Origin of the sequence: Castellaniella sp., from assembly GCF_049673105.1 — a bacterium.
In the GTDB taxonomy this organism is placed as follows: domain Bacteria; phylum Pseudomonadota; class Gammaproteobacteria; order Burkholderiales; family Burkholderiaceae_B; genus Castellaniella.
Genome location: NZ_JBATXG010000005.1, coordinates 13,616 through 29,034 on the forward strand (window position 1 = coordinate 13,616; position 15,419 = coordinate 29,034).

The window sequence follows — 15,419 nt, forward strand, 5'->3', positions numbered from 1 at the left end:
AATTTGTCAGCTTGTTGTAACCACGCATTCGGGCGGGTGCCGGGCGGGCAAGCAGCAAAACCCAGGAGATTCGCTTTGAACAACTCGTTTTCCAAGATCGCGGTCTGGCTGGTGATCGCGCTCGTGCTCTTTACGGTGTTCAAGCAGTTCGACGGACGCCCGATGGCGGGCAGCGACACTGTCACCTACACGCAGTTCATGAATGACGCGCGCGCCGGCCGGATCAACAAGGTCGACATCCAGGGCGACACGATCTACGTGACGCCGGAATCCGGTCGCGCCTATAGCCTGACCTCGCCAGGCGACCTGTGGATGGTCCCCGAACTGGTGAAAGACGGCGTGCAGGTGTCGGGCAAGGCCCGCGAAGAACCCTCTTTCCTGGCCAGTCTTTTCATTTCCTGGTTCCCGATGCTGTTGCTGATCGGGGTCTGGGTGTTTTTCATGCGTCAGATGCAGGGTGGCGGCAAGGGCGGGGCGTTCAGCTTCGGCAAATCCCGCGCCCGCATGCTGGATGAAAACAACAACAACATTACCTTTGCCGACGTGGCCGGCTGCGACGAAGCCAAAGAAGACGTCCAGGAACTGGTTGATTTTCTGCGCGACCCCACCAAATTCCAGCGTCTGGGCGGTCGCATTCCGCGCGGCGTCCTGATGGTCGGCCCTCCGGGTACCGGTAAGACCCTGCTGGCCAAGGCCATCGCAGGCGAAGCCAAAGTCCCCTTCTTCAGCATTTCCGGTTCCGATTTCGTCGAAATGTTCGTGGGCGTGGGCGCAGCCCGTGTGCGCGACATGTTCGAAAATGCCAAAAAACAATCCCCCTGCATCATCTTCATTGATGAAATCGATGCCGTGGGCCGCCAGCGCGGCGCTGGTCTGGGCGGGGGCAACGACGAACGCGAACAGACCCTGAACCAGCTGCTGGTCGAAATGGACGGTTTTGAAACCGGCCAGGGCGTGCTGGTGGTGGCCGCCACCAACCGGCCCGACGTGCTGGACCCGGCTTTGCTGCGTCCGGGGCGCTTTGACCGCCAGGTGGTGGTGTCGCTGCCCGATATCCGTGGTCGCGAACAGATCCTGAAAGTCCACATGCGCAAGGTCCCCATCGCCCAGGACGTGGACGCCAACGTGCTGGCGCGGGGCACGCCTGGGTTTTCCGGCGCCGATCTGGCCAACCTGATCAACGAGGCTGCGCTGTTTGCCGCCCGACGCAATGGCCGCACGGTCGACATGAACGATCTGGAAAAGGCCAAGGACAAGATCATCATGGGCGCGGAACGTCGCTCTTTGATCATGCCCGAAGAAGAACGCCGCAACACCGCCTACCACGAATCCGGCCACGCGCTGGTGGCCCGCATGCTGCCTAAAACCGATCCGGTGCACAAGGTCACCATCATCCCGCGCGGTCGCGCTCTGGGCGTGACCATGCAGTTGCCGGAAGGCGATCGTTACAGCATGGATAAAGAACGCCTGCTGAACACCATCGCCGTCCTGTTCGGGGGCCGTATTGCCGAAGAAGTCTTTATGAATCAGATGACGACGGGCGCGTCCAACGACTTCGAACGCGCGACCGCGATCGCTCGCGACATCGTCACGCGTTACGGCATGACCGATTCCCTGGGGCCGGTCGTTTACGCCGAAAACGAGGGCGAAGTCTTTCTGGGCCGCAGCGTGACCAAGACCACGCACGTGTCCGAAGCCACCATGCAAAAGGTCGATGCGGAAATCCGCAGCATCATCGACGAGCAATATCGCATTGCGCGGGATCTGATTGAATCGAATCAGGACAAGATGCACGTCATGGCCAAGGCCCTGCTCGAATGGGAAACCATCGACGCCGAGCAGATCGAAGACATCATGTCGGGGCGTCCGCCGCGCCCGCCGCATGCGTCTTCCTCTGGCGGGGATACGCCGCCACAGACGCCGCCGTCGGCTGGGCAGGCGCCTGCCAACCCGGACAATGATCCTGCCACGACGCCCGTCTGATCGGCTTATTGTCTGACCTCTATGGTTGCCACTCTTCAATGCGGGCGTTTCCAGTTGTCTCTGGAGCGCCCGTTGGTCATGGGGATCGTCAACGTCACCCCGGACTCCTTTTCCGACGGTAATGCGCATTTTCAGGCCGATCAGGCGATCGAGCATGGACTGCGTCTGATCCAGGAAGGCGCCGACCTGCTGGACATCGGGGGGGAATCCACGCGCCCAGGCGCCCAGGCCGTTTCAGTGGGCGAAGAACTGCACCGCATCCTGCCGGTGATCCAGGGCCTGCGCGATGGCGGCGTGCCTTTGTCCGTGGATACCTGCAAGCCCGATGTGATGCGGCGCGCGCTGCAGGCCGGGGCGGATATGATCAACGACATCGGCGGGTTTTCGGCGCCTGGTGCATTGGACGCGGTGAAAGATGCGGATTGCGCTTTGTGCCTGATGCATATGCGCGGGGAACCCCGCACCATGCAGCAGGACCCGGTCTATGACGACGTGGTGGCCCAGGTGCATGATTATCTGACGGCGGGTGCGCAGCGTCTGCGCCATGCGGGGATTGCCGCTGATCGGATCGTGCTGGATCCGGGGTTTGGTTTTGGCAAGACAGTGGCGCACAATTACGCCTTGCTGCGCCATCTGCCGCAGGTCATGGGCAGCGATTACCCCAGCTTGCTGGGGCTGTCGCGCAAATCCATGATTGGCGCCGTCACCGGCCGGCCTGCCTCGCAGCGGCTGGGCGGCAGCATTGCGGCGGCGTTGGCGGGGGTGGCGCGAGGCGCGCATATTGTGCGGGTCCATGATGTGGCGGACACCGTCGATGCCCTGCGGATATGGTCGACGGTCGAACAACCGTCTGTTGAATAGGAGTCCGTGCATGAGCGCACGCAAGTATTTCGGGACCGATGGGGTCCGTGGTGTGGTGGGCGGCGAACGCATCAATGCGGAATTCGCGCTACGCCTGGGATATGCGGCCGGCTGCGTGCTGGCTCGCGGAGCAGTGACGACGGGCCGTCCGACGGTGGTCATCGGCAAGGACACGCGGATTTCCGGCTACATGCTGGAATCCGCCCTGGAAGCCGGTCTGTCCGCCGCGGGCGTCGACGTCTTGCTGGCGGGGCCGATCCCCACACCGGCAGTGGCCTATCTGACGCGCGCCTGGCGCTTGGCCGCCGGCATCGTCATCAGCGCTTCGCACAATCCGCATTACGACAATGGCATCAAATTCTTTTCCTCGGCGGGCACCAAACTGCCGGATGCCACCGAGGCCGCTATCGAGGCCATGCTGGAACAGCCCGTGGGCTGTGCGGATTCCGCCGGCCTGGGCCGGGCGCGGCGCATCAGCGACGCAGCCGGGCGTTATATCGAATTCTGCAAGAGCACCTTTCCCAACGAACTGGACCTGCAGGGCCTGAAGATCGTCGTCGATGCGGCCAACGGCGCGGCATATCACATTGCCCCCCCGGTGTTCCGGGAACTGGGGGCCGACGTCAGCGTCATTGGCTGCGAGCCCGACGGCTTCAACATCAATGAAAAAGTTGGCGCCACCCACCCGGAAACCCTGGTGGCGACAGTGCTGGCCCAGGGGGCGGATTTCGGCGTTGCGCTGGACGGTGATGCCGATCGCCTGCAGATGGTGGACGCCTCCGGGCGCCTGTATGACGGTGATGAGCTCTTGTACGCCATCGTGCGCGATCGGGCCAAATCGCACCCCATCGAGGGGGTGGTGGGCACTTTGATGAGCAATTTCGGCCTGGAACGCCGCCTGAAAGAATTGCGCATTCCGTTCGAGCGCGCCCAGGTCGGCGATCGCTATGTGCTCGAAGTCCTGCGCAAGCACGGCTGGTTGTACGGCGGCGAAAGCTCCGGCCATTTGCTGTGTCTGGACAAGCACACCACCGGAGACGGCATCGTGGCAGCCCTGCAGGTGCTGGCGGCGGTGCGGCATGCTCAAGTGCCACTGGCGGCGCTGGTGGCTGATCTGAAGATGTATGCGCAAAAAATGGTCAATGTGCCCCTGACGCCAGGCCTGGACTGGCAGTCTCACGCCGGTTTGCAGGCCGCGACGCAGGCGGTGCGCGCCGCCCTGGGGGATCGCGGGCGGGTCTTGATCCGCGCCTCGGGCACCGAGCCCAAGCTGCGTCTGATGGTGGAAGCCGACGATGCCGCCTTGGCTGACGAAAGCGTGCGCCAGCTGGTGGCCGTCAAACTGAGCTGATTCCAGTCTGTCTTATGGGTGTCACATTGTTCGGGCACAATCGTCCCCATTCCGTAGCTTGCTGGAGATCTTCATGCTCGTCCGTCATGCCTTGCCGCAAGCCGCGCCGATGGAACAAATAGATTGGCCTGGCGTCGAGGCGGGCGGCCTGACCCTGAGCATCGCCCGCACGCAGACCGAACTGGAAGCCCTGCAGCGCTTGCGCTTTCGGGTCTTCACCGAAGACCTGGGCGCATATTTCCCCCAGGCGGAAGGCGATCGGGACGTGGATCGCTTCGACCCCTGGTGCATGCATTTCATGGTGCAGGATGTGACCACGCAGCAGGTCGTGGGCACCTACCGGCTGCTGACGCCGGAATCCGCCGTCCGGGCGGGCGGCTACTATTCCGAATCGGAGTTCGATCTGGAGCCGCTGCAGGCCCTGCGCCCCTGGCTGGTGGAAGTCGGTCGTTCCTGCATCGATGCGCGATTCCGCCACGGCACGGCCATCATGCTGCTGTGGTCGGCCCTGAGCCAGGTGATGATGCAGGGGGGCTATCGCTACATGCTGGGCTGCGCCAGCGTCAGTCTGCGCGATGGCGGCGCCACGGCATCCGAGGTCTGGCGCCGGGCGCAGGCCCTGATGGACCGCCATCCCGATGTGCCGCAGATCCGGCCCTTGCATCCTTATCCGGTAGACCGTCTGGACAGCACGCTGCCGGCACGGGTGCCGCCCTTGATCAAGGGCTATCTGAAGCTGGGTGCGACCATCTGCGGCGCGCCTGCCTGGGATCCCGATTTCCATACCGCCGATTTTCCCATTCTGCTGGACCTGGAATGGTTGGATGCCCGCTACCGGCGGCATTTCGGTATGGAGTGACGGCCTGTGCGCGGCTGTCGTCGGGCCTTATTGCTCGACGACTTCCAGGGTGAATCCCGCTTTGCGCCAGACGTCGATCTCGCCTTTCAGCAGGAAACCGCTGAGCGGATGATCCGCCAGCCAGCCTTCGGGTACCGACAAAGCCAGATGCTGGGCGTTTGCCGTCAGTTTGAAAGGCCGTGTGTCGCGGGCTTCCCGGCGGCGCAGCAGCAAGACGGCCAGCCGCAGGCAGCATAGGGCCAGCCATTGTTCGCGGGTGGGTGTATAGGATCGGACCTTGGACAGCTTGCCCTGGTGGCCCAGCGCCAGAAAGGCCAGCAGCTGCTGGTCGTCGTGTGAAAAGCCCGGCATGTCGGCGTGTTCCAGAATGTAGGCGCCATGCTTGTGATAGTCGTTGCGCGCGATCGCCAGGCCGATCTCGTGCAGTTGCGCGGTCCAGCCCAGGGCCTTGCGCAGCTCGGTCGTCGCCAGTTGACGGCTGTCCAGGCCCAACTGATCGAACAGGGACAAGGCGGTCTGTTGCACCTGGTCGGCCTGGTCGGTGTCCAGTTGGTAGCGGCTGCTCATCTGGCGCACCGTCGCGTCGCGCTGATCGCGGTGGGAATCGCGGCCCAGCAGATCGTGCAGCACCCCGATGCGTAGCGCGCCGTCGCCGGCGTCCATGCGCGTGATGCCCAATTCCTGGAAGGCCGCCATCATGATGGCCAGGCCGCCCGCCAGCACCGGGGCGCGTTCGGCTTTCAGGCCGGCCCAGTCCTGCAGATGCACCTGCCCGGCCTTGATCAGCGCGGCGGCCAGGCGGTCCATGCCGTCCAGGGTGATGCTGCGGTCGCTGAAGCCATTTTCCACCAGGATGGCCAGCAGCCCCTTGGCGGTGCCTGACGAGCCGTAGGCTTCCTGCCAGCCGATGCGGCGGTAGCGGTGGGTGATGGATTCGATGGTGCTGCGGGCAGCCAGAATGGCCCGGTGCATCCGGGCTTTGGTGATCAGGCCGTTGGGAAAGAAGAGCCGCGTCCAGGTCGTGCAGCCCAGTTGCAGCGAGGCCAGCTGCAGGGGCTGCTTGCCCTGGCCGATGATGAACTCGGTAGACCCGCCGCCGATGTCGATCACCAGGCGCCGGTCATCCGTCAGGGGCAGGTCCTGAATGACGCCCAAGTAGATCAGCCGGGCTTCTTCCTGGCCGGAAATGACTTCGATGGGAAATCCCAGGGCGCGTTCCGCTTCGGGCAGGATTTCAGCCGCGTTGCGCGCCACCCGGAAGGTATTGGTGGCTACCGCCCGCACATTGGCAGGCGAGAATCCCTGCAGCCGCTCGCCGAAACGCTGCAAGGCGGCGATGGCCTGGGCCACGGTCGCAGCATTGATGCGCTGATGCTCGTCCAGTCCGTTCGCCAAGGCGACCAGCTCGCGCAGTTTGTCTTCTGTGTAGAGCTGGGTGCCGCCGTCGTGACGCACGATGCGCCCGATGGAGAGCCGGAACGTGTTCGAGCCGAGGTCAATCGAAGCCAACCGGTCGTCCATGGGGATACCTGAGAATGTCACACTGTGCGATTATAGTGGCCGTAACATGACAGGATTGGGAGTCCCCATGCACGGCGTCGACGCATCGCCACCTTTATTGAATCGCGAACTTTCGGTATTGAAGTTCAACGAGCGGGTATTGTCCATGGCAGAACGCCTGGACGTGCCGCCGGTTGAGCGGCTGCGTTACCTGTGCATCGTGGGGTCGAACCTGGATGAGTTCTTTGAAATCCGCATGGCCAGCCTCAAAGAACAGCAGCGCCAGACGCCGGAATTGATAGGCGCCGACGGCATGACGCCGGGCGAGGCCTTCGACCGGGTGCAAAGGGCGGCCCATGCCCTGGTGGATCGGCAAAACCGCCTGCTGACCGGCGAGGTCATGCCCAAGCTGATGGAATGCGGCGTGGGCTTGATCTATTCCACCGGCTGGACGGATCTGCAGCGCGAATGGGCGTATGGGGTGTTCCAGCGCGACGTCATGCCGCTGTTGACCCCGATCGGTCTGGACCCGGCGCATCCCTTTCCCAGGGTGTACAACAAAAGCCTGAACTTCATTGTGTCGCTGAGCGGCGAGGACGCCTTTGGCCGCGAGGGCCACATCGCCATCGTGCAAGCGCCCAGAGCCTTGCCGCGCATGATGAAGGTGCCCGCCGAAATCGCCGGCATCCCCGACGGCTTCATGCTGCTGACCACCATGATCAACGCCTTCGTCGGCGATCTGTTCCCCGGCATGGACGTGCAGGGCTGCTATCAGTGGCGGGTGACGCGCAATAGCGATCTGTTCGTGGACGAAGAAGAAATCACCAATCTGCGCCAGGCCTTGCAGGGCGAATTGTCGCAGCGCAATTTCGGGGCGTCCGTGCGGCTGGAAATCGCCCACGCCATGCCGCCCGATCTGGAACTCTTTCTGCAGCGGGAATTCAATCTGGGTCCCGCCGATACCTATCGCGTCAACGGTCCGGTCAATCTGGGGCGACTGATGCAATTGTGCAATCGGGTGGGGCGCGCCGATCTGGAATATCCCGTGTTCCGCCCCAGAGTGCCGGCGCCCTTCGATGGCGATCTGGAACGCCCCGATGCCCTGTTTGCCGCCATTGCCGCTCGCGATCATTTGCTGCATCACCCCTACCAGTCCTTTCAGCCCGTGCTGATGTTCCTGCGGGCTGCCGCTCTGGATCCGCAGGTGGTGGCGATCAAGCAGACCATCTACCGCACGGGCGAAGATTCCGAACTGATGGGGCTGCTGCTGTCGGCGGCCCGCGCCGGCAAGGAAGTCACCGTCGTGGTCGAACTGATGGCGCGTTTCGACGAGCAGACCAACATCAACTGGGCAGCGCGCCTGGAAGAAGTCGGCGCGCACGTCAGCTACGGTGTGGTGGGCCACAAGACCCACGCCAAGATGGCGTTGGCCCTGCGCCGTGAAGACGGTCGCATCCGCCGCTACGGCCACCTGGGGACTGGAAACTATCATCCGCGCACGGCCAAGCTCTATACCGATTTCGGCTTGCTGACGGCCAATCAGGCCATCTGCGAGGACATGGATCAGGTCTTTTCCCTGCTGACGGGGCTGGGCGCGCGGCGCGAATTGAAGCTGCTGCTGCAATCGCCCTTCACCCTGCACGACACCGTGCTGAACCTGATTCGCTCGGAAACCGAATTCGCCCGGGCCGGCAAGCGCGCCCGCATCCGCGCCAAGATGAATTCCCTGCTGGAACCCACCGTCATCCAGGCGCTCTACGAGGCCAGCCAGGCGGGGGTGCGCATCGATCTGATCGTGCGCGGCGCCTGCGCCCTGCAGGCGGGGGTGCCGGGGCTATCCGAACGCATTCGGGTGCGGTCCGTGATCGGACGCTTTCTGGAGCATTCCAGGGTGTTCTATTTCTACCAGGACGGGGCCGAGCCGCTGTACCTGTCGTCCGCCGACTGGATGGACCGCAATTTCCTGCGGCGCGTCGAACTGGCCTTCCCCGTGCTGGACAAAACCCTGCGCCGCCGCGTGATCGACGAGGCCTTCACCTTCGCCTGGCGCGACAACCAACTGGCCTGGGCAGCCCAGCCCGATGGCCGCTACCTGCGCGTGCGCAACCGCCGCGCCCCTGTGAACCTGCACCAACACCTGATGGCGAGATTGGGATGAGGCCGGACATAGGACAGTCCTGAGGACTGTCCTATGCCTGCCGAATCCGAGCGGCTTGCAAGCCGCGAGGTGGGGGAGCCGTGGCCCGAGCGGCTTGCAAGCCGCGAGGTGGGGGGCTGGAATTGTCATCAAACTGTCACCTCCGGTCTTTATCATCCCGTCCTGACGGATCAGAAACCGTCATCTCTCACCATCCTCACAGGAATTTTCCATATGTTCAAACGGATGCTGGTTCAATGCGCGACGGGCCTGACGCTGATGGCAGCCGCCGGTGCGACCGCGTTTGCCGCCGACTTGACGGGGGCGGGGGCTTCTTTCCCCTATCCGATCTATGCCAAGTGGGCTGCTAAATATCAGGAAGTCAGCGGTCACCGCGTCAATTACCAGTCGATCGGTTCCGGCGGCGGGCAGCAACAGATCATCGCCAAGACAGTCGATTTCGGCGCCTCGGATGATCCCATGAAGCCCGATGCCTTGCAGGAAAACGGTCTGATTCAGTTCCCGGCGGTGGTCGGCGGGACCGTCCCGGTGCTCAATGTCGAAGGCATCCAGGCAGGCCAGCTGAAGCTGACCGGTCCGGTACTGGCGGACATCTTCCTGGGCAAGATCAAGAAATGGAACGATCCGGCCATCGCCGATCTGAATCCGGGCGCCGAGCTGCCTGCCAAGGGCATCGTCGTGGTGCACCGTTCGGATGGGTCGGGCACGACATTCGGCTGGACCAATTATCTGTCTCAGGTGTCGCCGGCCTGGAAAGAGCAGGTCGGTCAGGGCAAGGCAGTCAAATGGCCCACGGGACAGGGCGGCAAGGGCAATGAAGGCGTGGCCGCCTACGTGCGTCAGCTGAAGAATTCCATCGGCTATGTCGAGTATGCCTACGCCCATCAGAACGGTCTGGCCTGGGCCCAGTTGCAGAACCGCGAAGGCCAGTTCGTGCAGCCGTCCCAAAAGACGTTTGCCGCCGCTGCCGCCCATGCTGACTGGTCGTCTGCGCCAGGCATGGGGCTGGTCCTGAACAACGAGCCGGGCGCCGAATCCTGGCCGGTGACGGCTGCGACCTTTATCCTGGTCCACGCCAAGCAGGAAGATCCGAAAAAAGCGCACGAAGTGCTGGCCTTCTTTGACTGGGCCTGGCGCGAGGGTGCCACGATGGCCAGCGAGCTGGACTATGTGCCGCTGCCTGATGCCGTGACGCAGCAGATCCGCGACCTCTGGACCCAGAAGATCCGCGGCGCGGACGGGGCAGCCGTCTGGCCCTGATCGTCTCGCTCATCGCCCCGATGCGCCGCCCGGACCCGCCGGGGACTGGGATCAGTGCAGGGGCTTGCCGCGGCGGGCAGTCTGATGACTGCCCGTTTGTGGGAAAATACGGTTCTTTGAATCCTGATCGGCTCGTCTGGCGACAGACGGCACTTTTTCACCGAAAGTCCCCCTCATGATCACACAACACCGCAGCCTGCTGGTGGACGCCGGATTCCGGCACCTGACGCGGGCATTCGCGTTCCTGGTTTTCATCCTGCTGGCCGGTATCCTGGTGTCGCTGGTGTATGGCAGCCGGGACACGCTGGTCCGGGATGGCTTGGCCTTTTTGTGGACCAATGACTGGGACCCCGTCAAACAGCATTACGGCGCGCTGGTGCCCATCATGGGGACGGTCATCAGCGCCTTGCTGGCCTTGCTGATCGCCGTGCCGGTGTCTTTTGGCATCGCCATGTTCCTGACCGAACTGGCCCCGGCCTGGGTGCGCCGGCCCCTGGGGATCGCCATTGAAATGCTGGCGGCGATTCCGTCCATCATCTACGGCATGTGGGGCCTGTTCGTGTTCGTGCCGCTGTTCCAGGAACACGTGCAGCCCCACATAGTGGATTTCTTCGACGGCATCCCGGTGCTGGGCGACCTGTTTGCCGGGCCCCCCATGGGGATCGGCCTGTTCACCGCCGGGCTGATCCTGTCCATCATGGTGATTCCCTTCATCACCGCCGTCATGCGCGATGTCTTCGAGCAGGTGCCGCCCCTACTGAAGGAATCCGCCTACGGCCTGGGCAGCACCACCTGGGAAGTCGTCTGGAAAATCGTTCTGCCCTATACCAAGCACGGCGTCATCGGCGGCATCATGCTGGGTCTGGGGCGGGCATTGGGTGAAACCATGGCCGTCACCTTTGTGATTGGCAATGCCTTCAACCTGCCGTCCTCGATCTTTTCGCCGTCGAACTCCATCGCCTCGGCGCTGGCCAACGAATTCAACGAGGCGGGCGGGCTGCAGAAATCGGCCTTGCTGGAACTGGGGCTGATCCTGTTCCTGATCACCACCATTGTTCTGGCTTTGTCGAAGTTCATGCTCTTGCAACTGACGCGCAAAGAAGGCGCTCATCACTGACCTGCCCATGCCCGCACCCGATTCCCCCATCGTCCTGAATAATCCGATCTACCGGCGCCGGCGGCGGTTCAATCGCCTCATGCTGGGCCTGTCGAGCCTGGCCTTGGGGTCGGGGCTGTTCTGGCTGGCCTGGATCATCGCCACCCTGCTGATCAAGGGCGGCGGCGCGCTGTCTATGACCCTGTTGCTGGAAAGCACTCCGCCTCCCGGCGAGGCTGGGGGCTTGCTGAACGCCATCGTCGGCAGCGTGCTGATGTCGGCGGTCGGGACGCTGATCGGCACCCCGATCGGTGTGTTGGCGGGCACCTATCTGGCGGAATACGGTCGCCGGGGGTGGCTGGCGCCGGCCACCCGTTTTCTGAATGACGTGCTGCTGTCCGCCCCGTCCATCGTCATCGGTCTGTTCATCTATGCCGTGTATGTGGCGCAGGTCGGGCATTACTCGGGCTGGGCCGGGGCTTTCGCCCTGGCGATCCTGGTGATCCCCGTGGTTGTGCGGGCGACCGACAATATGCTGTGCCTGGTCCCCAACAGCTTGCGCGAAGCCGCCGCCGCTTTGGGCTGCCCGCAGTGGCGGGTGGTGGTTTTCATTTGCTACCGGGCGGCCCGTTCAGGCATCATCACCGGCATTTTGCTGGCCGTGGCCCGCATCGCCGGCGAAACCGCGCCCCTGCTGTTCACCGCCTTGAACAACCAGTTCATGTCCCTGAACATGAACGCGCCGATCGCCAACCTGCCGGTGGTGATCTTCCAATACGCCGCCAGTCCCTTCGAGGACTGGAACCGCCTGGCTTGGGCGGGCGCTGCCCTGATCACCCTGCTGGTACTGGGGATCAATATCGCCGCTCGTAGCCTGTTCCGCAAATAATCTGTCTTCGCCCACTATGATCCTGTCCACGACCGCCGCCCCGGAACGCACCAAACTGGCCGTGCGCGACCTGAATTTCTACTACGGCAGTTACCATGCCCTGCGCGACATCAATATGGACATCGCTGAAAACAAGGTGACGGCGTTCATCGGCCCGTCGGGCTGCGGCAAATCGACTTTGCTGCGCACCTTCAACCGCATGTTCGAACTGTATCCCGGCCAGCGGGCCCAGGGCTCTATCGAACTGGACGGCGAAGACTTGCTGAATTCCCGCTTGGACATTTCCCTGATCCGCGCCAAGGTCGGCATGGTGTTCCAGAAGCCCACGCCGTTCCCCATGAGCATCTACGACAACATCGCCTTCGGCGTGCGTCTGTTCGAGCGGCTCAGCAAGGGCGAAATGGACGAGCGCGTGGAATGGGCCCTGACCAAGGCGGCCCTGTGGAACGAGGTCAAGGACAAGCTGGGCCAAAGCGGCAACGGCCTGTCCGGCGGCCAGCAGCAGCGGCTGTGCATCGCCAGGGGCGTGGCCATCAAGCCCGAAGTCCTGCTGCTGGATGAACCCTGCTCGGCCCTGGACCCGATTTCCACCGCCAAGATCGAAGAGCTGATCGCCGAACTGAAGGACGACTACACCGTCGTCATCGTGACGCATAATATGCAGCAGGCCGCCCGCTGCTCGGATTACACCGCCTACATGTACCTGGGCGAACTGATGGAATTCGGCCCCACCGACCAGATCTTCATCAAGCCCTCCCGCAAAGAAACCGAAGACTACATCACGGGGCGGTTTGGATAAATCCGGACACGCAATAGCCCCTGCGGGCTATTGCGCGCCAGAATTATCCGAGCGGCCTGCAGGCCGCGAGGTGGATAAGGCCGGACCAGAATCGGTCCCCTGCGGACCGATTTGCGCCTGCCGCATCCGAGCGGCTTGCAAGCCGCGAGGTGGAGGGATGCGCCAAACCAAAGATGTCTCTGTCGCCCCCCATTCACCCTCTGTTCATTTCCCTTCCGCTATCCTGCCCCCATCGAATCTGAAAGGGGCTTGTCCTATGCAACGTCGTCACGTATTGGCTGCCGTCCTGGCTCTGGGGGGGGTGTGGGCCACAGGCGCGCAGGCGCATAATCATGATCGTGAAAAAGCGGAACGCCTGCAGGCGATGGGTGAAGTGCTGCCGCTGCAAACCGTGCTGGCCCAGGTCGCCAAAGATTATCCAGGACAGGTTCTGAAGGTCGAATTCGACGAGGACGACGGATGCAAGCGGGGTGAAACCTGTCCGGATCGCTGGGTCTACGAACTCAAGATCCTGCAGGATGGCGGGCGTTTGGTCAAAATCAAGGTCGATGCCCGGACCGGGCAGGTATTATGGGTGGGGCGCCGTCCCTTGCACAAAGAAGGATCCCACTGATGAGACTGCTGGTAGCCGAAGATGAACCCTTGTTGGCGTCGCAGCTGAAAGCCGCTCTGGAATCCGCTGGCTATGTCGTGGACGTGGCTTCGGATGGCCCCGATGCGCAACATCAGGGGATGACCGAACCTTATGATCTGGTCGTGCTGGACCTGGGCCTGCCGGGGCGTGACGGCCTGTCGGTCCTGCGGGCTTGGCGCGACGCCGGTCGGCAGGTGCCTGTCCTGATTCTGACCGCGCGTGACAATTGGCACGACAAGGTGGCCGGCATCGACGCCGGGGCCGATGACTACCTGACCAAGCCCTTTCACCTGGAAGAACTGCAAGCGCGGGTGCGCGCCTTGCTGCGCCGGGCGGGCGGTCATGCCAGCACGGATATCCATTGCGGGCCGCTGACGCTGGATACGCGTCAGGCGCGCATCCTGCTGGATGGTGCGCCGCTGGACCTGACCAGCCACGAATACCGTGTGCTGGCTTATCTGATGATGCATCAGGACGAAGTGGTGTCCCGCAGTCAGCTGGTCGAGCATATCTATGCCCAGGACTTCGATCGGGATTCGAATACGATCGAGGTCTTTATCGCCCGCTTGCGGCGCAAGATTCCCGCGACCCTGATCCAGACCGTGCGCGGGCTGGGTTATCGCCTGGACGCGGCTGCCGCGCCATGAGACGGCTGCGGGCGCCCTACCGGTCTCTGCGCCTCAGGCTGCTGGCCGGGGTGCTGGCCTGGGTGCTGCTCAGCGTGGCCGTGGCGGGGTGGGGGATCCAGCAGTTGTTTCGCCAGCATATCCTGGCTCAGCTGCAGTCTGAATTGACGATCCATCTGGATCAATTGACGGCTGCCCTGCAGATCGGCGAGGACGGTCGGATCGCTCTGTCGCCGCTGCCCAGCGATCCCCGTTTCAGTCATCCCTTCTCGGGCCTGTACTGGCAGATCTCGGCGCCGACCCAGCATGACAAACCCGCCCAGATGCTGCGTTCCCGGTCTTTGTGGGACAGTTACCTGCCGGACGCGCCTGCCGAGCTGCAGCCGGGGCGGGATTTACGCACGACGGCGTCCGGTCCGGGTGATGCGCACTTGCAGGTGCGGATGCGCGAGATCGAGCCCGCCGAGGGGCCTTTTGACACGTTGGTGCTATCGGTGGCGGCGGATCGGGCCTTGTGGGCCGAGCCCATCAGCCGTTTCGACCGCATGCTGGGCATGGCGCTGGGCGTGCTGGTGCTGGGCATGCTGGTGGCGGCCTGGATGCAGGTGTCGTATGGCTTGCGCCCGCTGGTCCGTCTGCGCGGTCGGCTGGCGGATGTCCGCGAGGGACGGGCCGACCGGATCGTTGGCGCATTTCCGACCGAGATCCGACCGCTGGTCGAGGATTTCAATCAGGTCTTGCAGCGCAATGAACAGAGCCTGGAGCGCGCCCGTCAGCAGGCCGGCAATCTGGCTCATGCCCTGAAAACGCCGCTGGCGGTCATGTCCAATGCGGCAGCCGCCGCAGACCCTGCTTTGCCCCAGTTGGTGGTCGAGCAGGTCGACACAGCTCATCGCCAGGTGGATTATCACTTGGCCCGCGCGCGGGCGGCGGCCGCCGTGCGCGTGACAGGCTTGCGCAGCCCCATTTTGCCGTTGCTGCAAGGGCTGGTGCGGGTGATGCAGCGGGTGCATGCCGAACGCGGCCTGCGCTACGAACTGGATGGCGTCGATGCCGATCTGGCTTTTCGCGGTGAAGCCCAGGATTTTCAGGAAATGCTGGGCAATGTGCTGGACAATGCCGGCAAATGGGCTAGCCATCGGGTGTGGGTTCGCGCCAGCCGCCGCGATGGCGAATTGGAGATCCGCGTCGAGGATGACGGCCCCGGCTTGAGCCCGGAGCGGGCCGAGACGGTGTTTGAACGGGGCAAGCGCGCGGATGAGCGCACACCGGGATCCGGGTTGGGGCTGGGGATCGTACGCGATCTGGCGGACCTGTACGGCGGCTGGGCCAGGATCGAGAAAGGGGCTCTGGGCGGCGCCTGCGTGGTGATCACGTTGCCGGCGGCGTAATCGAATGAACAA

13 protein-coding genes are annotated in these 15,419 nt (G+C 63.4%); 12 read left to right on the forward strand and 1 reads right to left on the reverse strand.

Annotated features, from left to right (window positions below; genetic code table 11):
• Nucleotides 1–75: 75 nt before the first annotated feature.
• The 4 genes from ftsH to WBF69_RS01050 all read left to right on the forward strand — a co-directional run bounded on the left by ftsH (nt 76) and on the right by WBF69_RS01050 (nt 5,054).
• The gene (gene ftsH / locus WBF69_RS01035; RefSeq protein WP_424260332.1) at nt 76–1,983 is read left to right on the forward strand and encodes an ATP-dependent zinc metalloprotease FtsH; all 1,908 of its coding nucleotides are present in this window, start codon (nt 76–78) and stop codon (nt 1,981–1,983) included.
• Between the two features lie 21 nt (nt 1,984–2,004).
• Nucleotides 2,005–2,844 (forward strand): dihydropteroate synthase, encoded by an 840-nt coding sequence (gene folP, locus WBF69_RS01040; RefSeq protein ID WP_424260334.1) that lies wholly within the window; start codon nt 2,005–2,007, stop codon nt 2,842–2,844.
• Between the two features lie 10 nt (nt 2,845–2,854).
• Entirely contained in the window at nt 2,855–4,195 is a 1,341-nt protein-coding gene (gene glmM / locus WBF69_RS01045; protein WP_424260336.1) for a phosphoglucosamine mutase, read from the forward strand.
• Nucleotides 4,196–4,268: 73 nt separating this feature from the next.
• A complete protein-coding gene (locus WBF69_RS01050; RefSeq protein ID WP_424260338.1) occupies nt 4,269–5,054 on the forward strand; it encodes a GNAT family N-acetyltransferase in 786 nt (261 codons plus the stop codon).
• Nucleotides 5,055–5,081: 27 nt separating this feature from the next.
• Here WBF69_RS01050 and WBF69_RS01055 read toward each other — a convergent pair whose 3' ends face one another.
• Nucleotides 5,082–6,575: an exopolyphosphatase gene (locus WBF69_RS01055; RefSeq protein WP_424260340.1), complete on the reverse strand. Its 1,494-nt coding sequence runs from the start codon at nt 6,573–6,575 to the stop codon at nt 5,082–5,084.
• 67 nt (nt 6,576–6,642) lie between these two features.
• Here WBF69_RS01055 and ppk1 point away from each other — a divergent pair, with 67 nt between their 5' ends.
• From ppk1 to WBF69_RS01095, 8 genes are all read left to right on the forward strand, one after another.
• Nucleotides 6,643–8,712, forward strand: a complete 2,070-nt coding sequence (gene ppk1, locus WBF69_RS01060) for a polyphosphate kinase 1 (RefSeq protein ID WP_424260342.1) — start codon at nt 6,643–6,645, stop codon at nt 8,710–8,712.
• 213 nt (nt 8,713–8,925) lie between these two features.
• Nucleotides 8,926–9,972: a phosphate ABC transporter substrate-binding protein PstS gene (gene pstS, locus WBF69_RS01065; protein ID WP_424260344.1), complete on the forward strand. Its 1,047-nt coding sequence runs from the start codon at nt 8,926–8,928 to the stop codon at nt 9,970–9,972.
• Between the two features lie 175 nt (nt 9,973–10,147).
• The gene (gene pstC, locus WBF69_RS01070) at nt 10,148–11,089 is read left to right on the forward strand and encodes a phosphate ABC transporter permease subunit PstC (protein WP_424260346.1); all 942 of its coding nucleotides are present in this window, start codon (nt 10,148–10,150) and stop codon (nt 11,087–11,089) included.
• Nucleotides 11,090–11,096: 7 nt separating this feature from the next.
• Nucleotides 11,097–11,957, forward strand: coding sequence for a phosphate ABC transporter permease PstA (gene pstA, locus WBF69_RS01075; RefSeq protein WP_424260348.1), 861 nt, complete (start codon nt 11,097–11,099; stop codon nt 11,955–11,957).
• A 16-nt stretch (nt 11,958–11,973) separates the two neighbouring features.
• Nucleotides 11,974–12,756: a phosphate ABC transporter ATP-binding protein PstB gene (gene pstB / locus WBF69_RS01080; RefSeq protein WP_424260350.1), complete on the forward strand. Its 783-nt coding sequence runs from the start codon at nt 11,974–11,976 to the stop codon at nt 12,754–12,756.
• Nucleotides 12,757–13,012: 256 nt separating this feature from the next.
• Nucleotides 13,013–13,369, forward strand: coding sequence for a PepSY domain-containing protein (locus WBF69_RS01085; protein ID WP_424260352.1), 357 nt, complete (start codon nt 13,013–13,015; stop codon nt 13,367–13,369).
• The gene (locus WBF69_RS01090) at nt 13,369–14,037 is read left to right on the forward strand and encodes a response regulator transcription factor (protein ID WP_424260354.1); all 669 of its coding nucleotides are present in this window, start codon (nt 13,369–13,371) and stop codon (nt 14,035–14,037) included. The genes WBF69_RS01085 and WBF69_RS01090 overlap by 1 nt, the downstream gene beginning before the upstream one ends.
• Nucleotides 14,034–15,407 (forward strand): sensor histidine kinase, encoded by a 1,374-nt coding sequence (locus WBF69_RS01095; protein ID WP_424260356.1) that lies wholly within the window; start codon nt 14,034–14,036, stop codon nt 15,405–15,407. Before WBF69_RS01090 ends, WBF69_RS01095 begins: the two co-directional genes overlap by 4 nt.
• Nucleotides 15,408–15,419 lie beyond the last annotated feature (12 nt).

Coding starts and splice junctions, on each gene's coding strand:
- pstC (WP_424260346.1), top strand. CDS start 10,148: ATGATCACACAACACCGCAGCCTGCTGGTGGACGCCGGATTCCGGCAC.
- WBF69_RS01055 (WP_424260340.1), bottom strand. CDS start 6,575: ATGGACGACCGGTTGGCTTCGATTGACCTCGGCTCGAACACGTTCCGG.
- pstS (WP_424260344.1), top strand. CDS start 8,926: ATGTTCAAACGGATGCTGGTTCAATGCGCGACGGGCCTGACGCTGATG.
- folP (WP_424260334.1), top strand. CDS start 2,005: ATGGTTGCCACTCTTCAATGCGGGCGTTTCCAGTTGTCTCTGGAGCGC.
- WBF69_RS01095 (WP_424260356.1), top strand. CDS start 14,034: ATGAGACGGCTGCGGGCGCCCTACCGGTCTCTGCGCCTCAGGCTGCTG.
- WBF69_RS01090 (WP_424260354.1), top strand. CDS start 13,369: ATGAGACTGCTGGTAGCCGAAGATGAACCCTTGTTGGCGTCGCAGCTG.
- WBF69_RS01050 (WP_424260338.1), top strand. CDS start 4,269: ATGCTCGTCCGTCATGCCTTGCCGCAAGCCGCGCCGATGGAACAAATA.
- ppk1 (WP_424260342.1), top strand. CDS start 6,643: ATGCACGGCGTCGACGCATCGCCACCTTTATTGAATCGCGAACTTTCG.
- WBF69_RS01085 (WP_424260352.1), top strand. CDS start 13,013: ATGCAACGTCGTCACGTATTGGCTGCCGTCCTGGCTCTGGGGGGGGTG.
- pstB (WP_424260350.1), top strand. CDS start 11,974: ATGATCCTGTCCACGACCGCCGCCCCGGAACGCACCAAACTGGCCGTG.
- pstA (WP_424260348.1), top strand. CDS start 11,097: ATGCCCGCACCCGATTCCCCCATCGTCCTGAATAATCCGATCTACCGG.
- glmM (WP_424260336.1), top strand. CDS start 2,855: ATGAGCGCACGCAAGTATTTCGGGACCGATGGGGTCCGTGGTGTGGTG.